At 46.3% G+C, this 21,916-nt stretch carries 18 protein-coding genes; 5 read left to right on the forward strand and 13 right to left on the reverse strand.

Annotated features, from left to right (window positions below; all coding sequences use genetic code 11):
• Positions 1–4: 4 nt before the first annotated feature.
• Positions 5–910 (reverse strand): quinolinate synthase NadA, encoded by a 906-nt coding sequence (gene nadA, locus ABXS75_01210; GenBank protein XCP85463.1) that lies wholly within the window; start codon positions 908–910, stop codon positions 5–7.
• A gap of 263 nt (positions 911–1,173) precedes the next feature.
• Between nadA and ABXS75_01215 the strand changes: the two genes are divergently transcribed.
• Both ABXS75_01215 and ABXS75_01220 read left to right on the forward strand, forming a co-directional pair.
• Positions 1,174–2,106: a DUF4474 domain-containing protein gene (locus tag ABXS75_01215; GenBank protein XCP85464.1), complete on the forward strand. Its 933-nt coding sequence runs from the start codon at positions 1,174–1,176 to the stop codon at positions 2,104–2,106.
• The gene (locus tag ABXS75_01220) at positions 2,103–3,026 is read left to right on the forward strand and encodes a metallophosphoesterase (protein ID XCP85465.1); all 924 of its coding nucleotides are present in this window, start codon (positions 2,103–2,105) and stop codon (positions 3,024–3,026) included. The genes ABXS75_01215 and ABXS75_01220 overlap by 4 nt, the downstream gene beginning before the upstream one ends.
• 110 nt (positions 3,027–3,136) lie before the next feature.
• On the opposite strand, the gene ABXS75_01225 is transcribed toward ABXS75_01220, so the two are convergent.
• Positions 3,137–4,057 carry a D-ribose ABC transporter substrate-binding protein gene (locus ABXS75_01225; GenBank protein XCP85466.1) on the reverse strand — a complete coding sequence of 307 codons (921 nt, stop codon included), beginning with the start codon at positions 4,055–4,057 and terminating at the stop codon, positions 3,137–3,139.
• A gap of 173 nt (positions 4,058–4,230) precedes the next feature.
• On the opposite strand from ABXS75_01225, the gene ABXS75_01230 reads away from it, so the two are divergent.
• On the forward strand, positions 4,231–5,682 hold the full coding sequence (locus tag ABXS75_01230) for a DDE-type integrase/transposase/recombinase (GenBank protein ID XCP85467.1): 1,452 nt from the start codon (positions 4,231–4,233) through the stop codon (positions 5,680–5,682).
• A gap of 369 nt (positions 5,683–6,051) precedes the next feature.
• Here the strand turns inward: ABXS75_01230 and rbsC are convergent, their stop codons facing one another.
• The 8 genes from rbsC to ABXS75_01270 all read right to left on the reverse strand — a co-directional run bounded on the left by rbsC (position 6,052) and on the right by ABXS75_01270 (position 14,088).
• A complete protein-coding gene (gene rbsC, locus ABXS75_01235; protein ID XCP85468.1) occupies positions 6,052–6,987 on the reverse strand; it encodes a ribose ABC transporter permease in 936 nt (311 codons plus the stop codon).
• Positions 6,987–8,471: a sugar ABC transporter ATP-binding protein gene (locus ABXS75_01240; GenBank protein XCP85469.1), complete on the reverse strand. Its 1,485-nt coding sequence runs from the start codon at positions 8,469–8,471 to the stop codon at positions 6,987–6,989. The genes rbsC and ABXS75_01240 overlap by 1 nt, the downstream gene beginning before the upstream one ends.
• A 14-nt stretch (positions 8,472–8,485) precedes the next feature.
• Positions 8,486–8,899 carry a D-ribose pyranase gene (gene rbsD / locus ABXS75_01245; GenBank protein XCP85470.1) on the reverse strand — a complete coding sequence of 138 codons (414 nt, stop codon included), beginning with the start codon at positions 8,897–8,899 and terminating at the stop codon, positions 8,486–8,488.
• 5 nt (positions 8,900–8,904) lie between these two features.
• On the reverse strand, positions 8,905–9,792 hold the full coding sequence (gene rbsK / locus ABXS75_01250; GenBank protein XCP85471.1) for a ribokinase: 888 nt from the start codon (positions 9,790–9,792) through the stop codon (positions 8,905–8,907).
• 2 nt (positions 9,793–9,794) lie between these two features.
• Positions 9,795–10,784 carry a LacI family DNA-binding transcriptional regulator gene (locus ABXS75_01255; GenBank protein ID XCP85472.1) on the reverse strand — a complete coding sequence of 330 codons (990 nt, stop codon included), beginning with the start codon at positions 10,782–10,784 and terminating at the stop codon, positions 9,795–9,797.
• A gap of 262 nt (positions 10,785–11,046) precedes the next feature.
• Complete coding sequence (locus ABXS75_01260; protein XCP85473.1) at positions 11,047–11,256, reverse strand: DUF1858 domain-containing protein; 210 nt, start codon at positions 11,254–11,256, stop codon at positions 11,047–11,049.
• A gap of 179 nt (positions 11,257–11,435) precedes the next feature.
• Positions 11,436–12,539 (reverse strand): PD-(D/E)XK nuclease family transposase, encoded by a 1,104-nt coding sequence (locus tag ABXS75_01265; GenBank protein XCP85474.1) that lies wholly within the window; start codon positions 12,537–12,539, stop codon positions 11,436–11,438.
• 625 nt (positions 12,540–13,164) lie between these two features.
• Positions 13,165–14,088 (reverse strand): C40 family peptidase, encoded by a 924-nt coding sequence (locus ABXS75_01270; GenBank protein ID XCP85475.1) that lies wholly within the window; start codon positions 14,086–14,088, stop codon positions 13,165–13,167.
• A 357-nt stretch (positions 14,089–14,445) separates the two neighbouring features.
• On the opposite strand from ABXS75_01270, the gene ABXS75_01275 reads away from it, so the two are divergent.
• Together ABXS75_01275 and ABXS75_01280 are read left to right on the forward strand one after the other, a co-directional pair.
• Positions 14,446–14,835, forward strand: a complete 390-nt coding sequence (locus tag ABXS75_01275) for a transcriptional repressor (protein XCP85476.1) — start codon at positions 14,446–14,448, stop codon at positions 14,833–14,835.
• A 171-nt stretch (positions 14,836–15,006) separates the two neighbouring features.
• Entirely contained in the window at positions 15,007–15,549 is a 543-nt protein-coding gene (locus tag ABXS75_01280) for a rubredoxin-like domain-containing protein (protein ID XCP85477.1), read from the forward strand.
• 269 nt (positions 15,550–15,818) lie between these two features.
• Here the strand turns inward: ABXS75_01280 and ABXS75_01285 are convergent, their stop codons facing one another.
• Genes ABXS75_01285 through ABXS75_01295 form a run of 3 tightly spaced genes read right to left on the reverse strand, consistent with a single transcriptional unit; the run spans position 15,819 to position 21,808 of the window.
• Positions 15,819–17,654, reverse strand: a complete 1,836-nt coding sequence (locus ABXS75_01285; GenBank protein XCP85478.1) for an extracellular solute-binding protein — start codon at positions 17,652–17,654, stop codon at positions 15,819–15,821.
• 10 nt (positions 17,655–17,664) lie between these two features.
• Positions 17,665–19,515, reverse strand: coding sequence for an extracellular solute-binding protein (locus ABXS75_01290; protein ID XCP85479.1), 1,851 nt, complete (start codon positions 19,513–19,515; stop codon positions 17,665–17,667).
• Between the two features lie 43 nt (positions 19,516–19,558).
• The gene (locus tag ABXS75_01295) at positions 19,559–21,808 is read right to left on the reverse strand and encodes an ATP-binding protein (protein ID XCP85480.1); all 2,250 of its coding nucleotides are present in this window, start codon (positions 21,806–21,808) and stop codon (positions 19,559–19,561) included.
• Positions 21,809–21,916: the final 108 nt, after the last annotated feature.

Here is a 21,916-nt window from a genome sequence, read left to right on the forward strand (position 1 = left end):
ATGCTTATCTCGCAAGCTCTAACATTCTCTCAAGAGGCTTCCTGGAATTCTCTCGGAGCTGCTCGGTCACATGCACTTCATTTTCTCCGGTCTTCAACACGTGAAGAATCTTCTCCAGTGTGATTTTCTTCATATCCGGACAGATTGGAACTGTCTCCGTAAAATAAAACTGCTTCTCCGGATTATTCTGGCCCAGCTTATACGCCACGCCCTCCTCCGTACAAATAATAAACTCCATGCAATCACTTTCCGTCGCATATTTGATGATTCCGGACGTACTTCCTATGTAATCGGAAAGCTCCAGGACCCCCTTCGGACACTCCGGGTGAGAAAGCACCTCCGCCTGCGGGTGCTCTTCTTTTGCCTTTAAAATCTCCTGCACCTGCATTCTCTCATGAGTCGGACAGTATCCCTCGTTAAATACAAAATTCTTTTCCGGCGTAAGCTCTGCAATATAATGTGCCAGATTCCGATCCGGAATAAAGAAAATGTTCTGATTTGGCAGTGCTTTCACGATCTGAACTGCATTTGCCGAAGTTACGCACACATCAGAACATTCCTTCAGCTCTGCAGTCGAATTGATGTAACATACTACCGCCAGATCCTCATATTTCTCCCGCATCGCCCGAATCACCTGCGGATCTGCCATATGCGCCATCGGACAGTCCGCCTCTGCGTCCGGCATCAGCACCGTCTTGCCCGGATTTAAAACCTTGGCGCTCTCGCCCATAAAGGAAACGCCGCAAAACACGATGGTCTGCTCCTTAAGTCCCACCGCGACCTTGCTCAAATAAAAGGAATCGCCAATATAATCGGCAATTTCCTGTACTTCCGGATTTACGTAATAATGCGCCAGTATCACCGCATCCTTCTCTTCTTTTAATTTCTTTATCTCTTCTGTCAATGTCATAACTTTCACCTTTCACACCGGGAAATCGCTGCTTCTTGCCGCTATCCCGGACTTTCTTTTGACACCCAGTATATCATATATATTTACATATGACAAGACAGATAAAAATGCTGACCTTTCTGATAAACTATCATATATTAGGTGTTGGGGTCAAAAGGCATTTTGCAGGTTCCAAAATCATGTATTGACATGCGAGCATGTCATACATAACCTTTTGACCCTGATATCATATATTAAAGTAAAACACCAAAAGGATATGTAAAATGTATATACTAGGTAGTTCTATTTTTCTGATCTGTATCCTGTTCCTTGTACTATTTCACTATAAACGGCATCAAATCATACGCAAAATCTGCGAAATGGATCCGTGCCAAAAAATATACCTGCTGGATAATCTGGCCAAACCGTTCGGATTTTCCTACCTTCCCTGCCCGGATATTATGACCTCGCAGGTAGATGCATGGCAGAGAGCCTTCGGCTACCAGTCATTGTTTGATCAAAGCGCGCCACATTTTAATATGGTTCTCGACTGTGAACCCATCTATTTTGACTACGACGGGAGAACCTGGCTGATCGAATTCTGGAAAGGCCAGTACGGACTGAGCTGCGGAGCGGAGATCGGTATCTATGCCGCGGACGAGGTCCTCCGCCCATCGCAATACAAGACGGCACATTTTCACAGTGTGAAAGATGAAGAAATGCTGCCGCTTTCCATGGAATTATTCCACAATAACTGCTGCCTGTTTTCCATAAATCGAATTCACTGGTGGCTGACCGGATTTTGTGTGGGAAAATATACCGTACCCGAAGATCTCCGTCTCCGAATTACACTCACCTTCCCTTCTTCCACTATGTTGAAAAACTTCATCGAAGCGCTGCTAAGCAAGGGATATGAGAAATATGATTTATGTATTAGAAACTTATCCATTTCTTTTACTTTTGTCACTCCTCATTCTTCCCAAAATGTATCCCACTTTCCATTCCGGCGCCTCCTCGCAAAATGCATGGACAAATTTCTCGTCCGGCTTTACTGCCATTTCACACGTCCCTTTACCTGTACCTCGGACCGGCTCCTATATTTATACTATTTTCTTCCATCTGTTTTCCGCCGCATCTTATACTTCTATAAGAATAAATGCGTAAAAAAGAGCCGGCCAAAATGCCGGAATTTTTCCGGAGAAAGGGGAAGGCTATGAGCAGTTCCACACGTATTTCCAAAGCCTTCGAGCATGCGCCCGTCCTCCCGCTTGCGGCGTCCTCCAGGTATATTCTGCTCAGCGACTGTCATCGGGGGATCGGAAACGCCAACGACAATTTTTTGAAAAACGAAACCTTATACACTGCCGCTCTGGATTTTTATTTTCGTCGGGGATTCACCTATATTGAACTGGGAGACGGAGATGAATTGTGGGAAAATCGTTCAATTCGGAAAATCAAAGAAATGCACAGGCGCAGCTTTGACGCGCTTGCCAGATATTATGAAGAAGGCCGCTTGTATCTCCTATACGGAAACCACGATATGGTCAAGAAAGATTTTCATTTCCGTGAAAAGAATTTACGCACCTATTACTGCGAACGAAATCTTTGCGAACGCCCTCTTTTCCCGGGCATTACCTTTCATGCCGGAATCATTTTAAGCACAGAACTGCCGGATTCGGAAAGAAACAGCTCCATATCCGCCGGAACCGGGGCTCCCAAACTCTACCTCCTCCACGGTCACCAGGCAGATCCGTTAAACAGCACCTTCTGGCAGCTTTCCCGGTTCCTGGTGCGCTATGTCTGGCGGCCTCTTGAAAAACTGGGAATCCCTGACCCTACCAGCGCCGCAAAGAACAATCGCCGCAAAAAGCGTTCCGAGGAGATCCTGACTCGCTGGGCGACTGAAAATGGAAACATTCTGATCGCAGGCCATACGCATCACCCGATGATCGGCACGCCAGGGTCTCCCTACTGCAACACGGGCTGTTGTATTCATCCAGGGAGCATCACCGGAATCGAGATTGAAAACCTATGTATGACTCTGGTAAAATGGAGCGCCTCGGTCCGCCCCGATATGACGATGTATGCCATGAGAGAAGTTCTGGGGAAAACGGTGTGTATCAAAGATTATATGTAAGTATTTGGCAACAGAAAAGGAGCTTCGCTGACCAGCATTTTCAATCAGAAAACGGCTTGTTTGAGCGAAACTCCTTTTTCGCGATTATTCCGGCAGATTAGATTTATTTACTATTTTGTAACCAATTCAACCTCAACCGGCATTACTTTTTCCACAGTCTCACCTGCAATCAATTTCACTGCGGTCTCAACGGCTGTTGCACCCATAAGATCAGGCTTCTGAGCAACTGTTGCTGCCATTTTTCCCGCTTTGATCGCTGCAAGTGCATCGTCTGTCGCGTCAAAACCAACAACTACGATATCTTTATTTCCAATCGCTTCCACGGCTCCCAGTGCCATCTCATCATTATGAGCGAATACGCCCTGGATATCCGGATTGGACTGAAGCATATTTTCCATAACGCTCATACCCTCGGAACGATTAAAGTTTGCTGTCTGCTTTGATACTACATCCAGCTTCGCATCTGCCACCTGGTGGAAGCCTTCCCCACGGTCAATCGTAGCGCTCGCTCCGGAAACGCCTTCCAGTTCCGCTGTTTTAGCGCCCTCTCCAATAAGGCTTACCAAATATTCCGTAGCCATCTTCGCACCTTCCACATTGTCAGATGCAATCGCACAATCCACATCGACGCCGTTTACCACACGGTCAACGGAGATTACTTTAATTCCTTTTGCAATCGCATCCTTGACCGCCGGAGCTACCGCATCAGAATCAACCGGATTTACGATCAATACGCTGATATTCTTTGAAATCAGATCCTCAATATCGCTTGCCTGCTTTGCAGCATCGTCTCCTGCATCTACGACCGTCATATCAACTCCCACTTCTTTTGCCTTCGCCTCAGCTCCCTCGCTCAAGGTCACGAAGAACGGGTTATTCAGAGTCGACACGGAAAATCCGATACTTCCATTACCTTCTTTTGACTCTCCCTTTTTATCAGAGCTTCCTCCCTCTCCGTCTATGGAGCAGCCCGCAAGTGACAGGGCAAGCACTGCTGCCAACGCAATTCCTACAAATTTTTTCAATTTCATTTTTTTTCCTCCTACTGATTTTTGGTAGTGTCAAAAACTACCTGTTTTTTTGTTCCAAAATCTTATAAAAACCTTGATTTTTAGGGAAATCTGCAATAAAAAGAGCATTGACCTCCCTTTTTCGTGTATAATGTCATCGACCAAAACAACACTCACGAAAGGAGCCAATGCTCATGGACATTATACAATACCTACTCTCTGTAATTCAATATCTTTACCAACAAAACTGCTGGTTAATTAACTTTATCTGCAAATATATTCCTCTCAAACAATGGGCTTTTGATGATTCCCACTCTCCTAAATACCAGAAGTTCAAAACAGACGAACTCCCCCGCATCGGCTACCGACAGGATGAATGGGACTGGCAGCTCCTGATCCCTTACTTTGAACACAGATATCACAAAATGATCAGGCCTGTTGCACGCCGTAAGGTATGCGATATCTCCGAAGAATGCAAGTGTCCGGCCTGTAATGCCCCACAGCCTTTTCTCTACCGTAATAACGGTAAGAAAGGGCAAATCAAATGCAAGGTCTGCGATACTAAGTTTTCTCCCGATGAGAACCGCTTTTCAAAGCAGTATACTCTGCGTTGTCCTCACTGCAGCAATGCTCTGGTTCACAAGAAAGACCGAAAACACTTTATCATTCACAAATGTGTGAACCCGAAGTGCCCCTACTATCTCCATAACCTGAAGAAAGTTGATAAAGCTCATCTCGAAAAAGATTATGGCAAGAACGAATATAAGCTCCATTATATCTACCGTGAGTTTACGATAGATTTCTTTAAGATGGACTTAAATTCCCTTCCGAAAAACGCCTCTTCCCTGAAATTCAGCAAGTTTGATTCTCATGTCATGTCCTTGTGCCTGACACTTCACGTGAACCTCAGCCTTTCCCTCAGAAAGACCTCCCAGGCTCTCAAAGACCTGTATAACATCCAGATCTCCCACCAACAGATCGCCAACTACTGCAAGACAGCCGCCATCTGTATCAAACCTTTTGTAGACAACTACGATTATGATACCGGTGATACCTTTACCGCTGATGAGACCTACATCAAAATCCGCGGGATCAAGACCTATATCTGGTTCATCATGGACGCCGCCAAACGTTCCATTATCGGCTACCGGGTGTCTGATAACCGTGGTGTCGGCCCCTGCATCATGGCGATGCGCATGGCCTTCCGACACTTAAAAGAACTTCCCAAAAACTTCCGTTTTATTGCTGATGGTTACAGTGCCTATCCCTTAGCAGCACAGCAGTTCTTCCATGAATTCGGTGATGCTTTTAAATTCAACATCACTCAGGTGATTGGACTTACCAACGACGATGCTGTTTCCAAAGAGTTCCGGCCATTCAAACAGATGATCGAGCGGCTCAACCGCACATACAAAGCATCCTACCGGAAAACAAACGGATTTGACAACATCGACGGCGCCAACTATGACCTGGCTTTATGGGTTGCTTATTATAACTTTCTCCGTCCTCACAAGCACAACAACTATCATGTACTTAACGAAGTGGATATGCTGAAAGGCGCGGACAATATGCCGGGAAAATGGCAACTCCTTATCTTCCTCGGTCAGCAGACAATCCTGAATCTCCAAAAATCGGGAACTGCATAAACGGAGCGGAACTGTTGTCAGGTGAACCGTGGAATAATGGGGCAGGGGCCCCGTTATGCCGCGAAAGTCGCTTGACATAAGGTTCTCGGATTATCCTGTACAGCAGAAAAGGGGGCAAGCGCGCCCTTTTCCTGCCTTCCGGCGAGGACGGGTTCGGGCAGAGCCCGAAATGAGTCAAGGAACTGGCCCCTTGCGGGTTCTTAGGGCAGAGCCTCGAGCCTTCGGAGGGCTTACCGTGAGATATATTTGCAATTTTCAAGGTTCATTCAAGCCTGTTTTTTTCGACTCGTTTTTTCATAGATTACTTGACACTACCTGATTTTTATTTTTCATTTTCACACATTTATCTCAACACCTGCCGGTGTAATTTTATCGTTTTCTATCCGATAATACCGCGATCAGGATTACGATTCCTTTTACTACATCCTGGTAATAAGAAGATACGCCCAAAATATTTAATCCGTTATTTAAAACTGCAATGATCAGAACACCTACGAAGGTTCCCCAGATTCTTCCGCGTCCACCATTCATACTGGTTCCGCCAAGGGCTACGGAAGCGATGGCGTCCAGTTCAAATCCCTCACCAAGAACCGGCTGTGCAGAGCCCAGACGAGACAGAAGAATCAGACCCGAAAGCGCTGCCATACATCCTGAAATAGCATACGCTGCAAGTTTGGTCCGGTCAATGTTCACGCCTGCCAGCTTAGCCGCCTGCCAGTTGCTTCCTGTCGCATAGATGCGTCTTCCAAATGTTGTCTTTTCCAGAACAAACATAAAAATCCCAAAAATAACAACGAACAAAATGACCGGTACCGGAATTCCGGCGATATTTCCTTTACCCACAAATTTCAGTAAATAGCTGTCACCCAGATTAGAAATCGGTTTCCCGTCCATATAGATCATCGTAAGTCCCCGGAAGACGGTCATGGTAATGAGTGTCGCAATAAATGGCTGGAGCCGTCCTTTTGTTACAAAAATACCACTGATCATTCCAAAAACAATACCCAGCACTAATGCCAGAAGCATTGCCGGCGCCACAGGCATTCCTTTTGAAATAAATCCCGCACAGAGCGCCGTAGTCAGAGCCAGAACAGAACCAACTGACAGATCAATTCCGCCGGTCAAAATAACACAAGTCATACCAAACGCAATAAATCCATTAATAGATGACTGTCTAAGCAGTGACAAAAAGTTTCCTACTGTCCTGAATTCCGGACTGATAATTCCGATTACTACCACCAACAGGACCAACGCAATCAATGCGCCGAGATCCTGTAAAACATTACTTAATTTTTTCTCCTTCATTATAGATTCCCTCCTGTCGCCAGAATCATAATATTTTCCTGATCCGCCTCTTCGCGGCTTAATGTGCCCCTAACTTCTCCCTCTCTGATGACCATGACCCGGTCAGACATACCCAATACTTCGGGCAGCTCGGAAGAAACCATGATAACCGCAACACCCTGGGAAGCCAGGTCATTGATAATGTTATAGATTTCTTTTTTTGCTCCGATATCCACACCTCTGGTCGGCTCATCCAGAATCAGGACCTTTGGATTCGTATAGATCCATTTTGCAAATACTACTTTCTGCTGATTACCACCGCTTAGGTTATTACATTCATGCTGTGGTCCAAAACAACGAATATGTAACTCCTCAATTCCTTTCTTTACCAGATCCTGCTCTCCTTTTTTATTAAGAACGCCCATCCTGGAAATACGCCCCAGATTTGCAAGGGAGATATTCTTCATAATGCTCTCTTCCAACATCAGGCCTTCCACCTTACGGTCTTCCGTAATAAATCCAATTCCATTCATCATGGCTGTTTGCGGATTCTTATTATGGATTTCCTTGCCTTCAAGGAAAATACTTCCGGTCACATGCGGCATATTTCCAAAAACAGCCTGCATGATCTCTGTTCTTCCGGCTCCCATAAGCCCTGACACACCGAGGACCTCTCCGGCGTGTACCTGGAATGAAACATTTTTGAAAACTCCCGGACAGGTGAGGTCCCTGACCTCAAATATGACATCTCCCACTACGTTATTTCTTGCCGGATAACGCTCGCCGATCTCACGGCCGATCATCATTTTTACGACATCATTCATGTCTGTCTCGGCAATCTTCTTTGTTCCTATATAAGAACCATCCCGAAGTACCGTAATCCTATCGCACAGTTCAAAGATTTCCTCCATACGGTGGGAAATGTAAACGATAGAAACGCCTTTTTCTCTGAGTGAATTCACTACCTGAAAAAGAACCTCTGTCTCACTCTGCGTCAACGCCGCCGTCGGCTCATCCATGATAATGACTTTAGCGTCCACCATAAGAGCCTTCGCGATTTCAATCATCTGCTGCTGCCCTACCGACAGCTCACTCATTCTTTGAGCCGGGTCGATACTGACTCCCAGCCTGTCAAGAACCTTTTTTACTTCCCGGCGCATAGCTTTCTTATCACATATGCCAAGTGCTCCTTTGATCTCTTTCCCAAGGAACATATTCTCCTCTACTGTCAGATCGAACAGGACATTCAGTTCCTGGTGAATAAATACGATCCCGGCCTTCTCAGCCTCCTGCGGATTCTTATAGCACACTTCCTTGCCGTCAACAATTACGGTTCCGGCATCTCTGGTATATACACCTGTTAAAATCTTCATCAGCGTAGATTTACCAGCTCCATTTTCGCCCATAAGAGCATGAATTTCTCCATGATCCAGTAGAAAACCGGCATTTTTTAAAACCGCATTGCCTCCAAATGCCTTGTCAATCCCACGCATCTCAATCTGCATGTTTTTCCCTCCTTTTAGAAAATACAGCCGGACTGAAGAATGATATTTGCATACGGCGTTGTCTCGCCCGTTCGTATAACAGCCTTACATTCCTCTGTCATTTTCTTTAATTCCACATGAGATACAAATTCCACTTCCGGTCTGAAACCGGTTTCAGAATCAGCAAAAAAATTGTATATCCTGCTGAGTATCTCAGGGTTCTTCTCCTTGATTTCTTCTGCCAGAACAATTTTCTCAATTGCCATATCCCGGCAGACTTCCTCCAATACTTCCATGAAAGAGGGCATACCGAATTTTACGGCAAGGTCAATCCTCTCCGTTTCCTCAGGAATCGGAAGACCGCAATCACCGATGCAAATCCTGTCCGTATGTCCCATATAGGATAATACCCGGGAAATATCACTATTTAAAATTCCTTTTCTCTTCATTCCGGTTACCTCCCCAGTTCCTTTTCAACCTCCCCAGCCGAGGGCATTCCACTTTGAGCGCCGAATTTTTCCGTAGACAGACTCGCTGCGGTATTTGCGTAAATGAGCGCCTCCCTGATGTCTGCGCCTTTTGCGATCTGCACGGAAAACGCACCGTTCAGCGTATCTCCTGCGCCTGTGGTGTCTGCCACCTTTGCCGGTCTGACAGGTACTTTCAGCACTTCCCCTGATTTAAGGCAGGTGGAAACTCCTCTTGATCCCTGTGTAATGACCAACTTTTCCGGATACTTCTTCAGCAGCTCCTCCGTTGTCAATTCATTTCCAAAAATCAGAACTGCCTCATGCTCGTTCGGCGTCACATACGTAACCTTTTCAATAATATCCATCGGTACTGCCGCTGCCGGAGCAGGATTCAAAACAACCGGGATCTTCTGTTCATAGCAGAATTCTACGATATAGTGGACGGTATCCAGCGGAATCTCATGCTGCAATACAACCATATCGAACTCCTTTAATTCCTTCTTAATGCCGTCTACATAAGCGCGGTCCACCAGTCCATTTGCACCCGGCACCACAACGATCGTATTATCGTTATCGCCTACCGTAATCATGGCAATTCCGGTCGGAACACCTTCAAGGACCTGAATGTGGGACGTTTTTACACCGATCTGGTTCAGATTATCCAGCATTTTCCTGCCATTTGCATCATCACCTACACAGCCGAACATCTCCACCTCCGCACCCAGTTTTGCCATCGCAACTGCCTGGTTCGCTCCTTTTCCACCTGGAATGTAGCTGATAGAATCGCCCATCAGAGTCTCGCCTTTGAGCGGAATCCTCTCTGCCGTAACGGTCATATCCACATTGATACTTCCTACGACTGCAAGTTTCATACTTACTTCTCCTTTCTTCTTGTAGTCTGACGTTTCACCAATGAAACATCAAATATATTTTCTTTTTGAAACGGCAACCCATTTCCATAACGCATGATAATGTGAGTCGCCAATGTTCCCATATCAGTAATCGGCTGCCGGATCGTCGTGATTTCCGGCGTCATAAGCCAACTGGATCTGACATTATCAAATCCTATGAGTTGAACATCATCGGGTATTTGGTATCCCTCTTTGTCAAGAATCTTGTAAACAGAAATTGCCACCATATCGTTGCAGGCAAGAATCCCATCTACATTGGGATAGTCATGCACTAATTTCTTCGCCGCTTCAAGACCTGCTTCGTAATCATAAATACAGTCGATATACTGTTCTTTGATATCATACTGTGCACACACGTCCCGATAACCACGGTATCTCATAAAACCACTGGAGTACTCCTGAGGACCTCTCATGCAAACAATATTCTTACAGCCACACTCAAGCAGATGTTCCATCGCCAGTTTGCCGCCCTTGTAATGATTGGCCTCAATATAGGCGATCTCGCCACTGCTCTTTAACTTTCTGTCCACTACTACTACCGGTAAATCAAACCTGGTAATTTCCTGCGCCGTATAATCACTATTTGTAATAATAATGATCCCGTCTGCATTCATTCGATTCAGCATCTGAATGTTCAGCATCTCTTTTTCCGTATTGTTATTAGAATTGCAGAGCAGAATCCTATAACCATTCCTGTATGCCTCCTCTTCCACAGCCTTTGCCAATTCACTGAAAAAGGGGTTTTCTATATTCGGAACAATTACTCCGATAATTTTAGATGATTTCTTATATAAAGCTCTTGCCAATTCATTCGGTTTGAAACCCGTTTCATCAATCGCCGCCAGAACCCTCTGCTTTTTTTCTTCATCAACCCTGGCAGTCCCGTTCATTACCCTTGATACGGTGGACGGGGAAACGCCAGCTAATTTTGCCACTTCTCTTATGCTTGCCATTTGTTCCTCCGCTCTGTTTCTTGAAACCCGTTTCATAACTTGATTTCATTATAGATTTATAGAGCACTCCTGTCAATCCGTTTTATTATTTTTGTTATTTAGTTACATTTTTTCACTATGGTTTTTGTGCATTATGCCAGTGTATTATGCCATTTACTTTCAAATAAGTTAATTCGAGTACGATGTACTAGTTATAATACTGTATGATATAGCTGAAAAAGGACAGACCCTCGAGCCTGTCCTAGATATTCACATGCACATCTTATGCATTTGCAGCTAAATACGCATTGATCTTCTCAATTAACAAATCTGAATCAATTCCGTGAACCATAGCTGCTTCCTCTAATGACTCCATCTGAGCAGATGGGCAGCCAAGGCAATGCATTCCGATCTCCATAAGAATCGGTGCTGCCTGAGGTGCAGTCTGGAGTAATTCTCCGATGGTCATTGTTTTTGTAACCTGTACTGCCATTGTGACGCCTCCTTTATTTTTCGTACTCTCTATTATAATACCTCTTTTTTTACTTGGCAACCATTATCCAAAGAATTCCCTCGAAAATCCGTATATGTTGTAGAGATAAACTTTATCTGCCCTGCTTTTTTGACTTGATGGTAGATGCTTCGATATTCCGGCAAATCTCATACACATACCTACTCAGCCTGCCCTAGTCCCTGAGTCTGTTGCTTTAGCGCATCAATCATTTTCTTCAGCTCATCTATTGTTCCCTTCAACTCATCTATTATCTCCTTCTGACCATCTATTGTTTCCTTCTGACCATCTATTGTTTCCTTCTGCTCATCTATTGTCTCCTTCTGACCATCTATTGTTCCCTTCAACTCATCTATTGTCCCTTTCTGTTCATCTATCTCATCTTGCATCTCATCAATCATATACTGCACCGTGTTCCTGTCCAATTCCAACAATTCTTTCGAAAACATCGTCATCACCTCTTCGATATTCCGGCAGATCTCGTATACATGTTCATATAACTCTCGGAATTCTGGATAAGCTTCAATGATTTCCTCTATTACTTCCGGGGAGTCCATACACAAGAATGCCAGCCACGCGTCCAACCTGCTGCTTATACCTTTATTGTGATAACATTCCTGAAAAATGTCAAGCGGAATCAGGTAAAATTCCTGCAGGAGCGGCAGTTCAAGCCCCGTATCCGATCTCTGCCTGAAATGATGTCTGTATTTGTCTTTATATTCCTGAAATTCCTTCGTGCTCCTCTCAAACAAAACAATCGTGTACACACCGCGAATATCCTTATAACTAAACTTTTTCTTTCTCCGGCTCTTCACTCTCTTATACTGCCGAAGTAGCATATCTGCCGAATAACATGCGCATCTCTGCCCCGGAAATTTATATCCTATCTTCTGAATTTCTAGATTTATCACAGATCCATCTTCCATCTCTACGATAATATCCGTAATCAATAGCGACCCTTCATCCGCCAGCCTCACCGAATCATTGGGCAGCACCTGCAAAATGCGCACTCTTCGCCCAAACACCTCTGATACCAGATCCTCCAGCCGTTCCGGCGTACTCTCCGGGTTCAGGATCTCCTTAAAAAATGAGTCATACAACATTTTCACGCCCCGGGCTCCTGTACAAAAATCCAGAAACTCTTCCTTCTGTTCCAAAGTCCACGACTCATATACCGCTTCTAAATCCTTCCTTTTTCCAATTTCCTCCAAAAGTTCCCTGCGCTCGCGAATCATAGGGAAATATTCTTTTAACCTTCCAGCCATCTAACCATTCCTCCTTCCAGATACTTAAGTTCCTAGAAGTATACACCCTTTTTTCCCTATTGCAAGCCTTTCGATGAACTTAGATAAATATCGGTTATTATCGTTATTTTTCATCGATTTTCATTAATCCCGACCTCCTACTTCACTCTTACTTTCCCTTCTCATAACAAAACATTTTCCCTTTACGCCTCCACAGTGAAACATTTTCATTTCTCACTATTGTCTGACAATTTATCATCGTACACCCTAATTAGCCATTCATTTTTATACAGTTTTAGATTACTTAAATGTCAACATTTTTTTCAAAATGAATCGACAAAAAGTGATTTTTATATATTATCTCCAAAACGTCTGTTCTTTTTTTATTCCGAGTTGTCCACCAAAAACATATGTTTTTGTGTGGATAACGTGGATAACTTGGATTTCCAAACGATTTTTCCACGTTTTTCAGCACTTTTTGTGTGGATAACTTGGATAACCCATTTTTGATAAAATCTACAGCTTTTTACGTTTTTAGATATTTTGCTCACTAATTTCGACTATTTTTTTCCATGAAAAAAATCCGGAATAATTTTCCCGGATTTTTCTGTCTGACATTTCAAACTTTTGTTAAAACACATTCTTCCTACAAGACTCTTCTGACTGCCAGTATTGTCGTATAAGTGGCGGGTGAAATTCCAATTCCCTGAGCCGGGTTCATTGCATTTACAATCTGCCCATCTCCGATATAAATTCCAACATGTCCGTCATAGCAGACTACGTCGCCCGGAATCGCCTGATCATAGCTGACCGCGACCCCTGCACTTCTCTGTTCATAAGAAGTCCGCGGCATACTAATTCCAAAATGTGCAAACACGGATTGAACAAAACCGGAACAATCCGCACCGTTTGTCAGACTTGTACCTCCCCACACATAGGGATTCCCTATGAACTGACAGGCATAATCTACAACCGCCTGCCCACTTGATGCTTTTTCTTTTGCTTCCGCCTCTGCTTTGGCCTTCGCCTCTGCTTCCGCCTTGGCAGCCGCCTCTGCCTCTGCCTTTAATCTCGCTTCCTCCTGCTCTCTGGATTCAGCATAAGTAAATGCCTCCTCCTCGCTTCCGGCCTCCGCTACCAGCTCGTCCGCAATTTTCTCAGACTCGTTGCCTACGGTGATATATTCCGTCTTCACATACCCGGTGACCTCCCCGGACTGAATCGGCGTCCATTCTCCAACCGGACCGATGATCTTCGCCGCATATCCCGGATAAAGTTTTCCGACATATTCACTTTCTTTTGTAGGCTGGCTCCTTATATACAGGAAGCTCGTGACATTGGCAAACGCCATATCTAAATACTCACCCTTGTTTGTCGGTACTAAATAATCTTCTACTTTTATATTTTGATTTTGTGAATAACAGTCGTTTAGTACCGCTTCAATCCCGACTCCCGGCATATTTCCAGCAAAAATATCTGTCTCATCTGCCGCATACACCGGAGGTGCCGTAATTGACACTGCTCCCAAACATGTAACCAGGAACAATCCCTTCCTAAGACTTGAATGCATAAATCTCCCTCCTTTATGTATTCTTATCTTTTGTAAATATTACAGAATTGTTACATTTGTTACGATGATATTATATCAACTATATTCCATTATGTCAACATATTTTCTTTATTTTCGTTCGTCACAAGAGCTGATAACTTCCCAAATATCGTCAAATTGTCGACATATTTGTTACAAATTGTTACAATACCTTTTAACAGTATTGACACATTTACGAACTTTATTCCATTTTACCTCTGTATACTGCAAACTAATTTTACAATACAAAAATTTAGAAAAGCTCTTGACAATAAATCATTTTTTCGCTATCTTGAATATAGTAACTATTACTATTATCAGCAGAAAGGGGGATCTCCCGTGGCAAATTTAAAATTCAGCAGACAACGCGAAGCAATCAAAGAGTATCTTGCATCTACCACGGCCCATCCTACCGCAGATACCGTTTATCTGCACGTGAAGAAGGAATTTCCCAACATCAGTCTGGGAACCGTTTACCGTAACCTGAACCTGCTTGCAGATATCGGAGAGGCCATGAAGATTACCGCACCAGACGGCGGCGACCGGTTTGATGCAATCACCGATCCACATTCGCATTTCTATTGTAAATGCTGCGGCAATATTCAGGATATGTTCCTTGACAATATGGAAGAGATCAATTCAATGGCTTCCCAGAATTTTGACGGAATTATTGATTCCCACACAACTTTGTTTTATGGGACCTGTGGAGATTGTATTAAAAAATCCTGATTATGATTGACAATTCCTGACCTGCCAACGCTCAGGAATAAGATAAAAATAAAAAATGTGAAATAAAAATAAATTCTCATTAATCGGTTGACAATGAATACAAAGTATGCTAAATTAAAATCAGTAACTATTACTGATTTTAAAAAATAAAATATAAAGGAGATCAAAAACATGAAAAAATTTGTATGTACTGTATGTGGTTATGTTTACGAAGGAGAGGCTGCACCGGCTGAATGTCCGCAGTGCCACGTTGGAGCTGACAAGTTCAAAGAGATGAGCGGCGAGAGAACATGGGCTGCTGAGCACGTTGTAGGTGTTGCTCAGGGCGTTAGCGAAGACATCATCGCTGATCTTCGTGCAAACTTCGAGGGCGAGTGCTCTGAGGTTGGTATGTACCTTGCTATGGCAAGAGTTGCTCACAGAGAAGGATATCCGGAGATCGGATTATACTGGGAAAAAGCTGCTTACGAAGAAGCTGAGCATGCTGCTAAATTCGCAGAGCTCCTTGGCGAAGTTGTAACAGACAGCACCAAGAAGAACCTTGAGATGAGAGTTGAAGCAGAGAACGGCGCAACTGCTGGTAAGTTCGATCTTGCTAAACGTGCAAAAGCTGCTAACCTTGACGCAATCCATGACACCGTTCATGAGATGGCAAGAGACGAGGCTCGCCACGGAAAAGCATTCGAAGGACTTCTTAAGAGATACTTCGGATAGACCACAGGCGATATACATATACTGAGGATAGATGTCTACTGAACATTTACTTAAGTATACATTAAAATGAAGGAAAGAAAAGTCATACCCCAAACAAAGGGTATGACTTTTTTCACACTGCGGCGGCTATCGCCTTAATAATAGAAAAAATAATTGCCAACCTCGCTAACCTCCTGCTACAGAAGGAAATGCGGTTCATCATAAAGATAGCGGTAATCGAATACAGTTCAATCAGTTCTCAATCTCACGAATAATACGCAGCGCCCTGCTTATCTGCAAAGCTTACCGGGAGCAGTAAGGGTCTTTCCCTCCATAACATTGAGGTATGCATCCGATACGATTATACCTGTATCTTCGCCACTTTGGTAAACCGCCGGGGCGTAGTCGCCTTTGCATATCAACACCCGATAGGTTCCGCTTTCCTCCACGGGTGTTCCGTTTCGGAGAACGGCTGAAACAATGCGGCCGTCTTTCATCTCTGCGTCCATTCCCGACCAGTAGTAGTCGAATACCGCTGTTTCACTGCCCTCCGTAACGCTGTGGCCGCCCTCCAGCAGTGCAAATAGTTCCCTGCCTGTCAGGGTAAGGCGCATTATGCTTTTGTTTAGCGCGCCGGGAATATTGATATTGTAAGACGACTCCTGATAGATGTCCCCGGCAAAAAGCCGGCCGCTTACCCCCGTGGTGTTCGCTACATTGCCGATAAAGGTTCCGTCCGAGACGACTGCCACATCCGCCCCCATCTCATACAACAGATCCGCCATCACCTGCACCGTCTGGGGATGGGTCATATCCTCCTCGACCGTAGCCAGCGGCTGAACTAAATCTTGATCCGTCAGCGCTTTCTGATGAAGCTCATCCATATCCCGGGCAATGGATTCCAGAGAGCCGTTCCCCAGTATAGCTTCCTTCAGCTCGCTGCCGCACTGCACCCAGATGTCGTAGTAGTCTGTCATGAGGTAGGGCAGGCAGTCTCCGCCTTCCACCAGCTCCCACACGTCAGCATACGGCGTATTTTCCGCGGGAGGCGTTTTTTTGCCCAGCGGAGATACGTCTGTATCCAGAACAGCCAGCTCCTTCTGCCCCTCCTCGGAGGAAAGAAATGCCATGATATCCAGTGCCTTCGCCAGCTTTTGCTCGTTGCCGCTCTCTCCCAGGGCCTTACTCAGGCCAAAGTTGAAATTCATAGAGGTAGTCAAAAGGCCGCTGTCCCGGTCCTCCCCCAGGAAGGGGAAAGCTCCGATCTTGTCCTCGCAGTCTGCGATTGCCTTGCTCAGACTGGCAAGCCCGCCTACGGTGTATGCCATGGCTGCCTCCCGATTCATCAGCTTCGCGTACGAATCGTTAATACTGGATGTCCCATCTGACGCATCCAGCACGCCGGCATCCTTCCAGCCCTGCATCATCCGAAGGGCATCGCCAAAGCCTGTTTCAAAGGATACTTTCCCCTCACGGAATGCCTTCGTCCATTCCGCCCCTTCCGACGTGCTCAAAAAGCCGCTCTGAGCCAGCGCGCCCAGCATCCGCCAGTATGTGCCCACAGCAAAACCGCAGTGCGTGACGGGAATGATATCCGTTTCCTCACGAATCTGCCTGCACAGGGCGGTAAATTCGTCATTGGTGGTGGGAACCGTCCAACCCTTTTCCTCAAACAATGACTTGTTGTACAGCATGGAAAAGACAGAATACGTCCCCGGCAGCATATAGAGCGCGCCATCAATATCCCTCTGGTTCATGATGGACACACTGTACTGACCGGCAAAGTCGTAAGAAGACAGATCCAGCAGGTACTTTTTTTGCAGCTCTTCCTTAAGAAGCGCCCCGGAATAGACGATGTCGGGGCCATTGCCGCTTTCAAGGAGTCGGTCCACATACCCCGAACCATTATTGGGCGCAGCATAATACTCAACCTGCAGCTTCACATCGGGAAAATGCGCCTGGATCACCTGGATGAAATTCCGTGAATAATCTGTGTTGATGCCCAGCACGCTCAGGCACACATTTTCTTCCTCAGAAGGTGTGTTGTTCGGGTCCGACGTAGAATCACATGCCGTGAAGGAAAGAACCAATAGGACCGTCAGACAGAAAGAAATCAGCTTTTTCATAGTTCACTCCTTATCTGCACAGCTTCTCCGGAGCAGTAAGGGTCTTGTCTGTCATAAACTCCAAATAAGCTTCCTTTATGACAGAGCCTGTATCTTCTCCGCCAGCGTACGTTTCTGCGTCATAGTCTACGGAAGAGATCATCACCTGATACTCGCCGTCTTTCTCAACCGTTCTGCCGTCCGAGAGAACAGCAGATGTGATTTTGCCATTTTCCATCACCGCGTCCATGCCCGACCAATAGTAATCAAACACAGCGCTTTTCTCTTCATAGATCATCGTTCTGCCGTTTTCAAGCAAACGGAACAGTTCCTCACCTGTGAGAGTAAGTTTTACAAGTGTGTTTCCAGAGTTGCCTGGAATGCAGGTGCTGTAGTTATCATGATCCAGCTCACCTGCGAGAAGTCTGCCGCTTACGCCGCCCGTGTTAGGTACTCCACCTTTCGCACCGCCGTCTGAAACAACAGCCACGTCGCCGCCCGCGCCTCGCATCAGATCCGCCATTAACTGAACGGTCTGCGGGTGAGTCAGATCTTCAGGGACTGCCGCCACATGAACGGGCGCGTTGCTATCGCTGCCTGTCGCCTGCCTGTGAAGCTCGTCCATCTTCTCGGAAAGCCCGTCCAGACTGCTGCTGGTGAATAACTCGTTCTTGACGAACATGCCGGCTTCTACCCATATGTCCTCATAGCCTTCGAGAATGTAGGGAGCGGCTGAACCGGAATTAAACACATCCCATACGTCCTTATAAGGCGGAAATGCTTCGGACGGAACGCTGCCGGCTAACGGAGAAATATCGGTTACCGCCACATGCATAGTGTTTTGTCCCTCCTCCGTAGAAAGATATTCCATAGTCTTCAGAACTGCCTCCAGCCTTTTCTCATTGCCCGGCTCGGAAAGCTTCTTGCTAATGCCAATGTTGTTCACGGAAACATTAAGGAACTGCTGTTCGGGAGTGTCGCCGAGGTACGGGATACCGCCGATTTCGTCCTGGCAGTTCTTGAGATTCTCCACCAGGTAAGGAAAACCGCCAATCGTAAAGGACATGGCAGCCTTGCGATTCAAAAGGTTGTCGGTCACATCGTTGTTTTTTGCTTCCTTATCCGCAATATCAAACGCGCCTGCGTCGATCAGTGCCTGTAGCTTATTTATGGTGTCACCAAAGCCTTCCTCAAAGGACGCCTCACCCGTAACAAATTTTTCCTGCCAAAGCATGCCGTCCTGAGTACCCAGGAAACCGCACTGCGCCATTTCGCCTATAAGCCGCCAATAGGTACCTGCCATAGAACCTGAATGGGTGATGGGTATAAGCCCGGGCTCCTCCTCGCGAATCTGCCTGCACAGAGCGACCAGCTCACTGTGCGTAGTGGGGACCTTCCAACCGTGCTCTGTAAACAACGTCTTGTTGTACAGCATACAGATGATCGAGTAGTTGGCAGGCACTGTGTACACCGCTCCGTCGACGTCGCGCTGATTGACAAGGGAGAGATTGTAATTCTTCAAAAAATCATAGCCGGAAATATCCAACAGGTATTTCTTCTGGAACTCCTCTGATGGCGTACCGCTCAAATAGACAATATCAGGCGGATCCTGACTCGCCAGCCTCTGATTGATGTAGCCCGACGGATTTGAGCCACTGTAATACTCAATATTCATCGGCATATCAGGAGCGCTGCTTTTGACTGCCTTTGTGAAATTCCGGAAGTAGTCGTTATTGACTTCCAGAAGATTTAAAGCGACTGCTTCATCATCACCGCTGCCGGACGAATTCGGCGTCTTGCCGCCGCAGGCAGTAATGGAAAGCAGCATTGCAGCGCACAGGCAGACCGCCGCTAGTTTTTTTCGTAGGTTGTTCTTTTTCATGTGTTTTTTCTCCTAAACGTTAATTTGATGTATGGGCATACTCCTACGCCTTCGGACGATGGTACAGTTCACCAAGTGTCCGGTAGAGCAGGTCGGTATCAATGGGCTTTGCCAGGTGATCGTTCATTCCCGCCTCCCGGGCCCGACGAACATCCTCGTCATAGGCATTGGCAGTCATAGCTACAATCGGAATTGTTTTGGCATCCGGACGATCGAGTGCGCGGATGGCCCTTGTGGCATCCAGCCCATTCATGACAGGCATCATGATATCCATCAGTATCACGTCAAAGCTCCCCGCCGCATGGCTTTGGAACAGCTCCAGAGCAAGCTGGCCGTTTTCCACGCAGGTAACGGTAATACCAACATCCTCCAGCATGAACTGGGCAATTTCCATGTTGATTTCATTATCTTCCACCAGCATGACCCGCATCCCCTCCAGATGAAGCTCGGTTTCCTCCGGCGTCTCGGCGGCGGAAACGGCATGCTGGTCAATGTCAAAGCTGAGATCAATGCCAAATTTACTTCCCTCATGAAGCCGACTCTCCACGGTAATGGTTCCGCCCATCATGTCCACAAACCGCCTGGTGATTGCCATGCCCAAGCCGGTTCCCTTGTAGGTTGTCCGATTTCCGCCGTCCTCCTGCGCAAAGGGCTCCCAGATGTGCTGCAGGAACTCCTGCTTCATGCCGATGCCGGTATCCTCTATTTCAAAGTGGAAGTGCGCCCTGCCATCAGCACTGCCGGTTTCCTTGACGCGGAAGTAGATCTTGCCGCCATCCGGCGTGAATTTCACCGAATTGCCCAGGATGTTAATGAGTACCTGACGCAGGTGCAGCTCGTCTCCGATGAGATTTGGATGCGCAAAGCTGCCAAATTCCCGAATCAGCTCTACATCGCGGCCCAGAAGCTGGCCACCGATAATGGAGGCGCATTCGTCTGTGGTGGCGCCCATGTTCATGGGTGCGGAGTTGACGGTAGCCTTTCCGCTCTCGATTCGGCTCATGTCCAGCACGTCGTTAATCAACGACAGAAGATGCTGTGAGGAATTGCGAATCTTTCCCAGGCAATCCTGCACCCACACGGCATCGGATACGTTTTTGAGTGCAAGTTCCGTCATACCCATAATACCGTTAATGGGAGTACGGATGTCATGGGACATATGGGAGAGGAACTCGCTCTTGGCCCTATTGGCGTTGCGTGCTTCCTCTGCCGCCTCTTTCAGTATCCGGTTGGACTCCTCCTTCTGCTCCATGAGCTTGCGGTTGCGGTTATCAGTCAGGTAGAACACCAGGCACGAGAAATCAAGGATCAGCAGCACTCCCAGGACAGTGAAGAATCGGCGGGTGCTCTCCAGCATATGGTCGGCGCTGTCTCCCAGGACGCTTGTGGGCACAAACATCAGGGTACTCCAGCCCTCGCTGCCGACGCTATGACAGGATACGAAATAGTCGATCCCATCACTGCGAAATTCCAGCACAATCGACTCGATGCCTTGGACGGTTGACCGGAAGTCCTCCACAGTGCCGCCATGGATGAATTCCGCGTCTTCAAGCGCATTGACGATATTGTATGCCTTGAACCGACTGTCGGCATCGTCCGGGACAAAAAGTGCGCGGCCGTCACTATTTACGATATATGTATAACCTCCGCTTCCAAAGGTATTGACAGAAAAACCATCGTTAATCGAGTGGATATCCACCGCCAGCATCACGTAGGTGATAGATTTGCCGGTTGCCTCCAGCACAAGTTTCTCAGGCAACTGCTTCAAAAAACAAAGGTAAGTAAGAGAGCTGCTTTGGTAGGGCAGCGTTGTGATCAATTCCTGAGTCTGGCTTTGGTTTTTGATAATCATGGGAAGCTCTCTCCAATAGCCCTTGCTGCCGTCCGAGGTATAGTAGCGGAAATCGTTGTCAAGCAGCAGAAAGATGTTGCCCTGGGAGGCACGGAAACGGCTCATGTCTTTCAAACGCTGCATAAGCTCGTCCTCAGTCCGTGCCTGGCCCCCTTCCATAGAGAGGAACTGCTCCAGAGTATTCACACTGTCCCATGATCTGGCAATGGTGATGTCATAAATATCAGCAACCTTCTCCGTAATTTCCTGAAGGTGGTTGCTTCTCTCGACAAACAGTTGGTTGTCCAGCTCCACATAATAAAAGTGAATCATCACAAATATAAGGACGACTGAAACCAGGAGCAGTGCTGACATAGAGGCGCCCCGCAGCCAGCCTGTTGGACGTTTGTTAGATACCGTATTCATTTCCTTCTGATTTTGCACAAGTTTTCGTCTAATCATTTCAGTTCCTCTTTCTATTGCGTTCTTGAAGGTTGACAGCAGAACAATTTTTGTTGGAGCCTCAGGGCGCGTCAGCACCCAGGTTTGCCCCTTCCTTCTTCGGGGTAA

Origin of the sequence: Roseburia hominis (assembly GCA_040702975.1) — a bacterium.
In the GTDB taxonomy this organism is placed as follows: domain Bacteria; phylum Bacillota; class Clostridia; order Lachnospirales; family Lachnospiraceae; genus Allocoprococcus; species Allocoprococcus hominis_A.

What these genes read in the sequence shown, in the direction of transcription:
- ABXS75_01265 (XCP85474.1), bottom strand. Translation starts at nt 12,539, where the DNA reads ATGGCTGGAAGGTTAAAAGAATATTTCCCTATGATTCGCGAGCGCAGG.
- ABXS75_01260 (XCP85473.1), bottom strand. Translation starts at nt 11,256, where the DNA reads ATGGCAGTACAGGTTACAAAAACAATGACCATCGGAGAATTACTCCAG.
- ABXS75_01230 (XCP85467.1), top strand. Translation starts at nt 4,231, where the DNA reads ATGGACATTATACAATACCTACTCTCTGTAATTCAATATCTTTACCAA.
- nadA (XCP85463.1), bottom strand. Translation starts at nt 910, where the DNA reads ATGACATTGACAGAAGAGATAAAGAAATTAAAAGAAGAGAAGGATGCG.
- ABXS75_01270 (XCP85475.1), bottom strand. Translation starts at nt 14,088, where the DNA reads ATGCATTCAAGTCTTAGGAAGGGATTGTTCCTGGTTACATGTTTGGGA.
- ABXS75_01280 (XCP85477.1), top strand. Translation starts at nt 15,007, where the DNA reads ATGAAAAAATTTGTATGTACTGTATGTGGTTATGTTTACGAAGGAGAG.
- ABXS75_01220 (XCP85465.1), top strand. Translation starts at nt 2,103, where the DNA reads ATGAGCAGTTCCACACGTATTTCCAAAGCCTTCGAGCATGCGCCCGTC.
- rbsD (XCP85470.1), bottom strand. Translation starts at nt 8,899, where the DNA reads ATGAAGAGAAAAGGAATTTTAAATAGTGATATTTCCCGGGTATTATCC.
- ABXS75_01240 (XCP85469.1), bottom strand. Translation starts at nt 8,471, where the DNA reads ATGCAGATTGAGATGCGTGGGATTGACAAGGCATTTGGAGGCAATGCG.
- rbsC (XCP85468.1), bottom strand. Translation starts at nt 6,987, where the DNA reads ATGAAGGAGAAAAAATTAAGTAATGTTTTACAGGATCTCGGCGCATTG.
- rbsK (XCP85471.1), bottom strand. Translation starts at nt 9,792, where the DNA reads ATGAAACTTGCAGTCGTAGGAAGTATCAATGTGGATATGACCGTTACG.
- ABXS75_01290 (XCP85479.1), bottom strand. Translation starts at nt 19,515, where the DNA reads ATGAAAAAGAACAACCTACGAAAAAAACTAGCGGCGGTCTGCCTGTGC.
- ABXS75_01215 (XCP85464.1), top strand. Translation starts at nt 1,174, where the DNA reads ATGTATATACTAGGTAGTTCTATTTTTCTGATCTGTATCCTGTTCCTT.
- ABXS75_01295 (XCP85480.1), bottom strand. Translation starts at nt 21,808, where the DNA reads ATGATTAGACGAAAACTTGTGCAAAATCAGAAGGAAATGAATACGGTA.
- ABXS75_01255 (XCP85472.1), bottom strand. Translation starts at nt 10,784, where the DNA reads ATGGCAAGCATAAGAGAAGTGGCAAAATTAGCTGGCGTTTCCCCGTCC.
- ABXS75_01225 (XCP85466.1), bottom strand. Translation starts at nt 4,057, where the DNA reads ATGAAATTGAAAAAATTTGTAGGAATTGCGTTGGCAGCAGTGCTTGCC.
- ABXS75_01285 (XCP85478.1), bottom strand. Translation starts at nt 17,654, where the DNA reads ATGAAAAAGCTGATTTCTTTCTGTCTGACGGTCCTATTGGTTCTTTCC.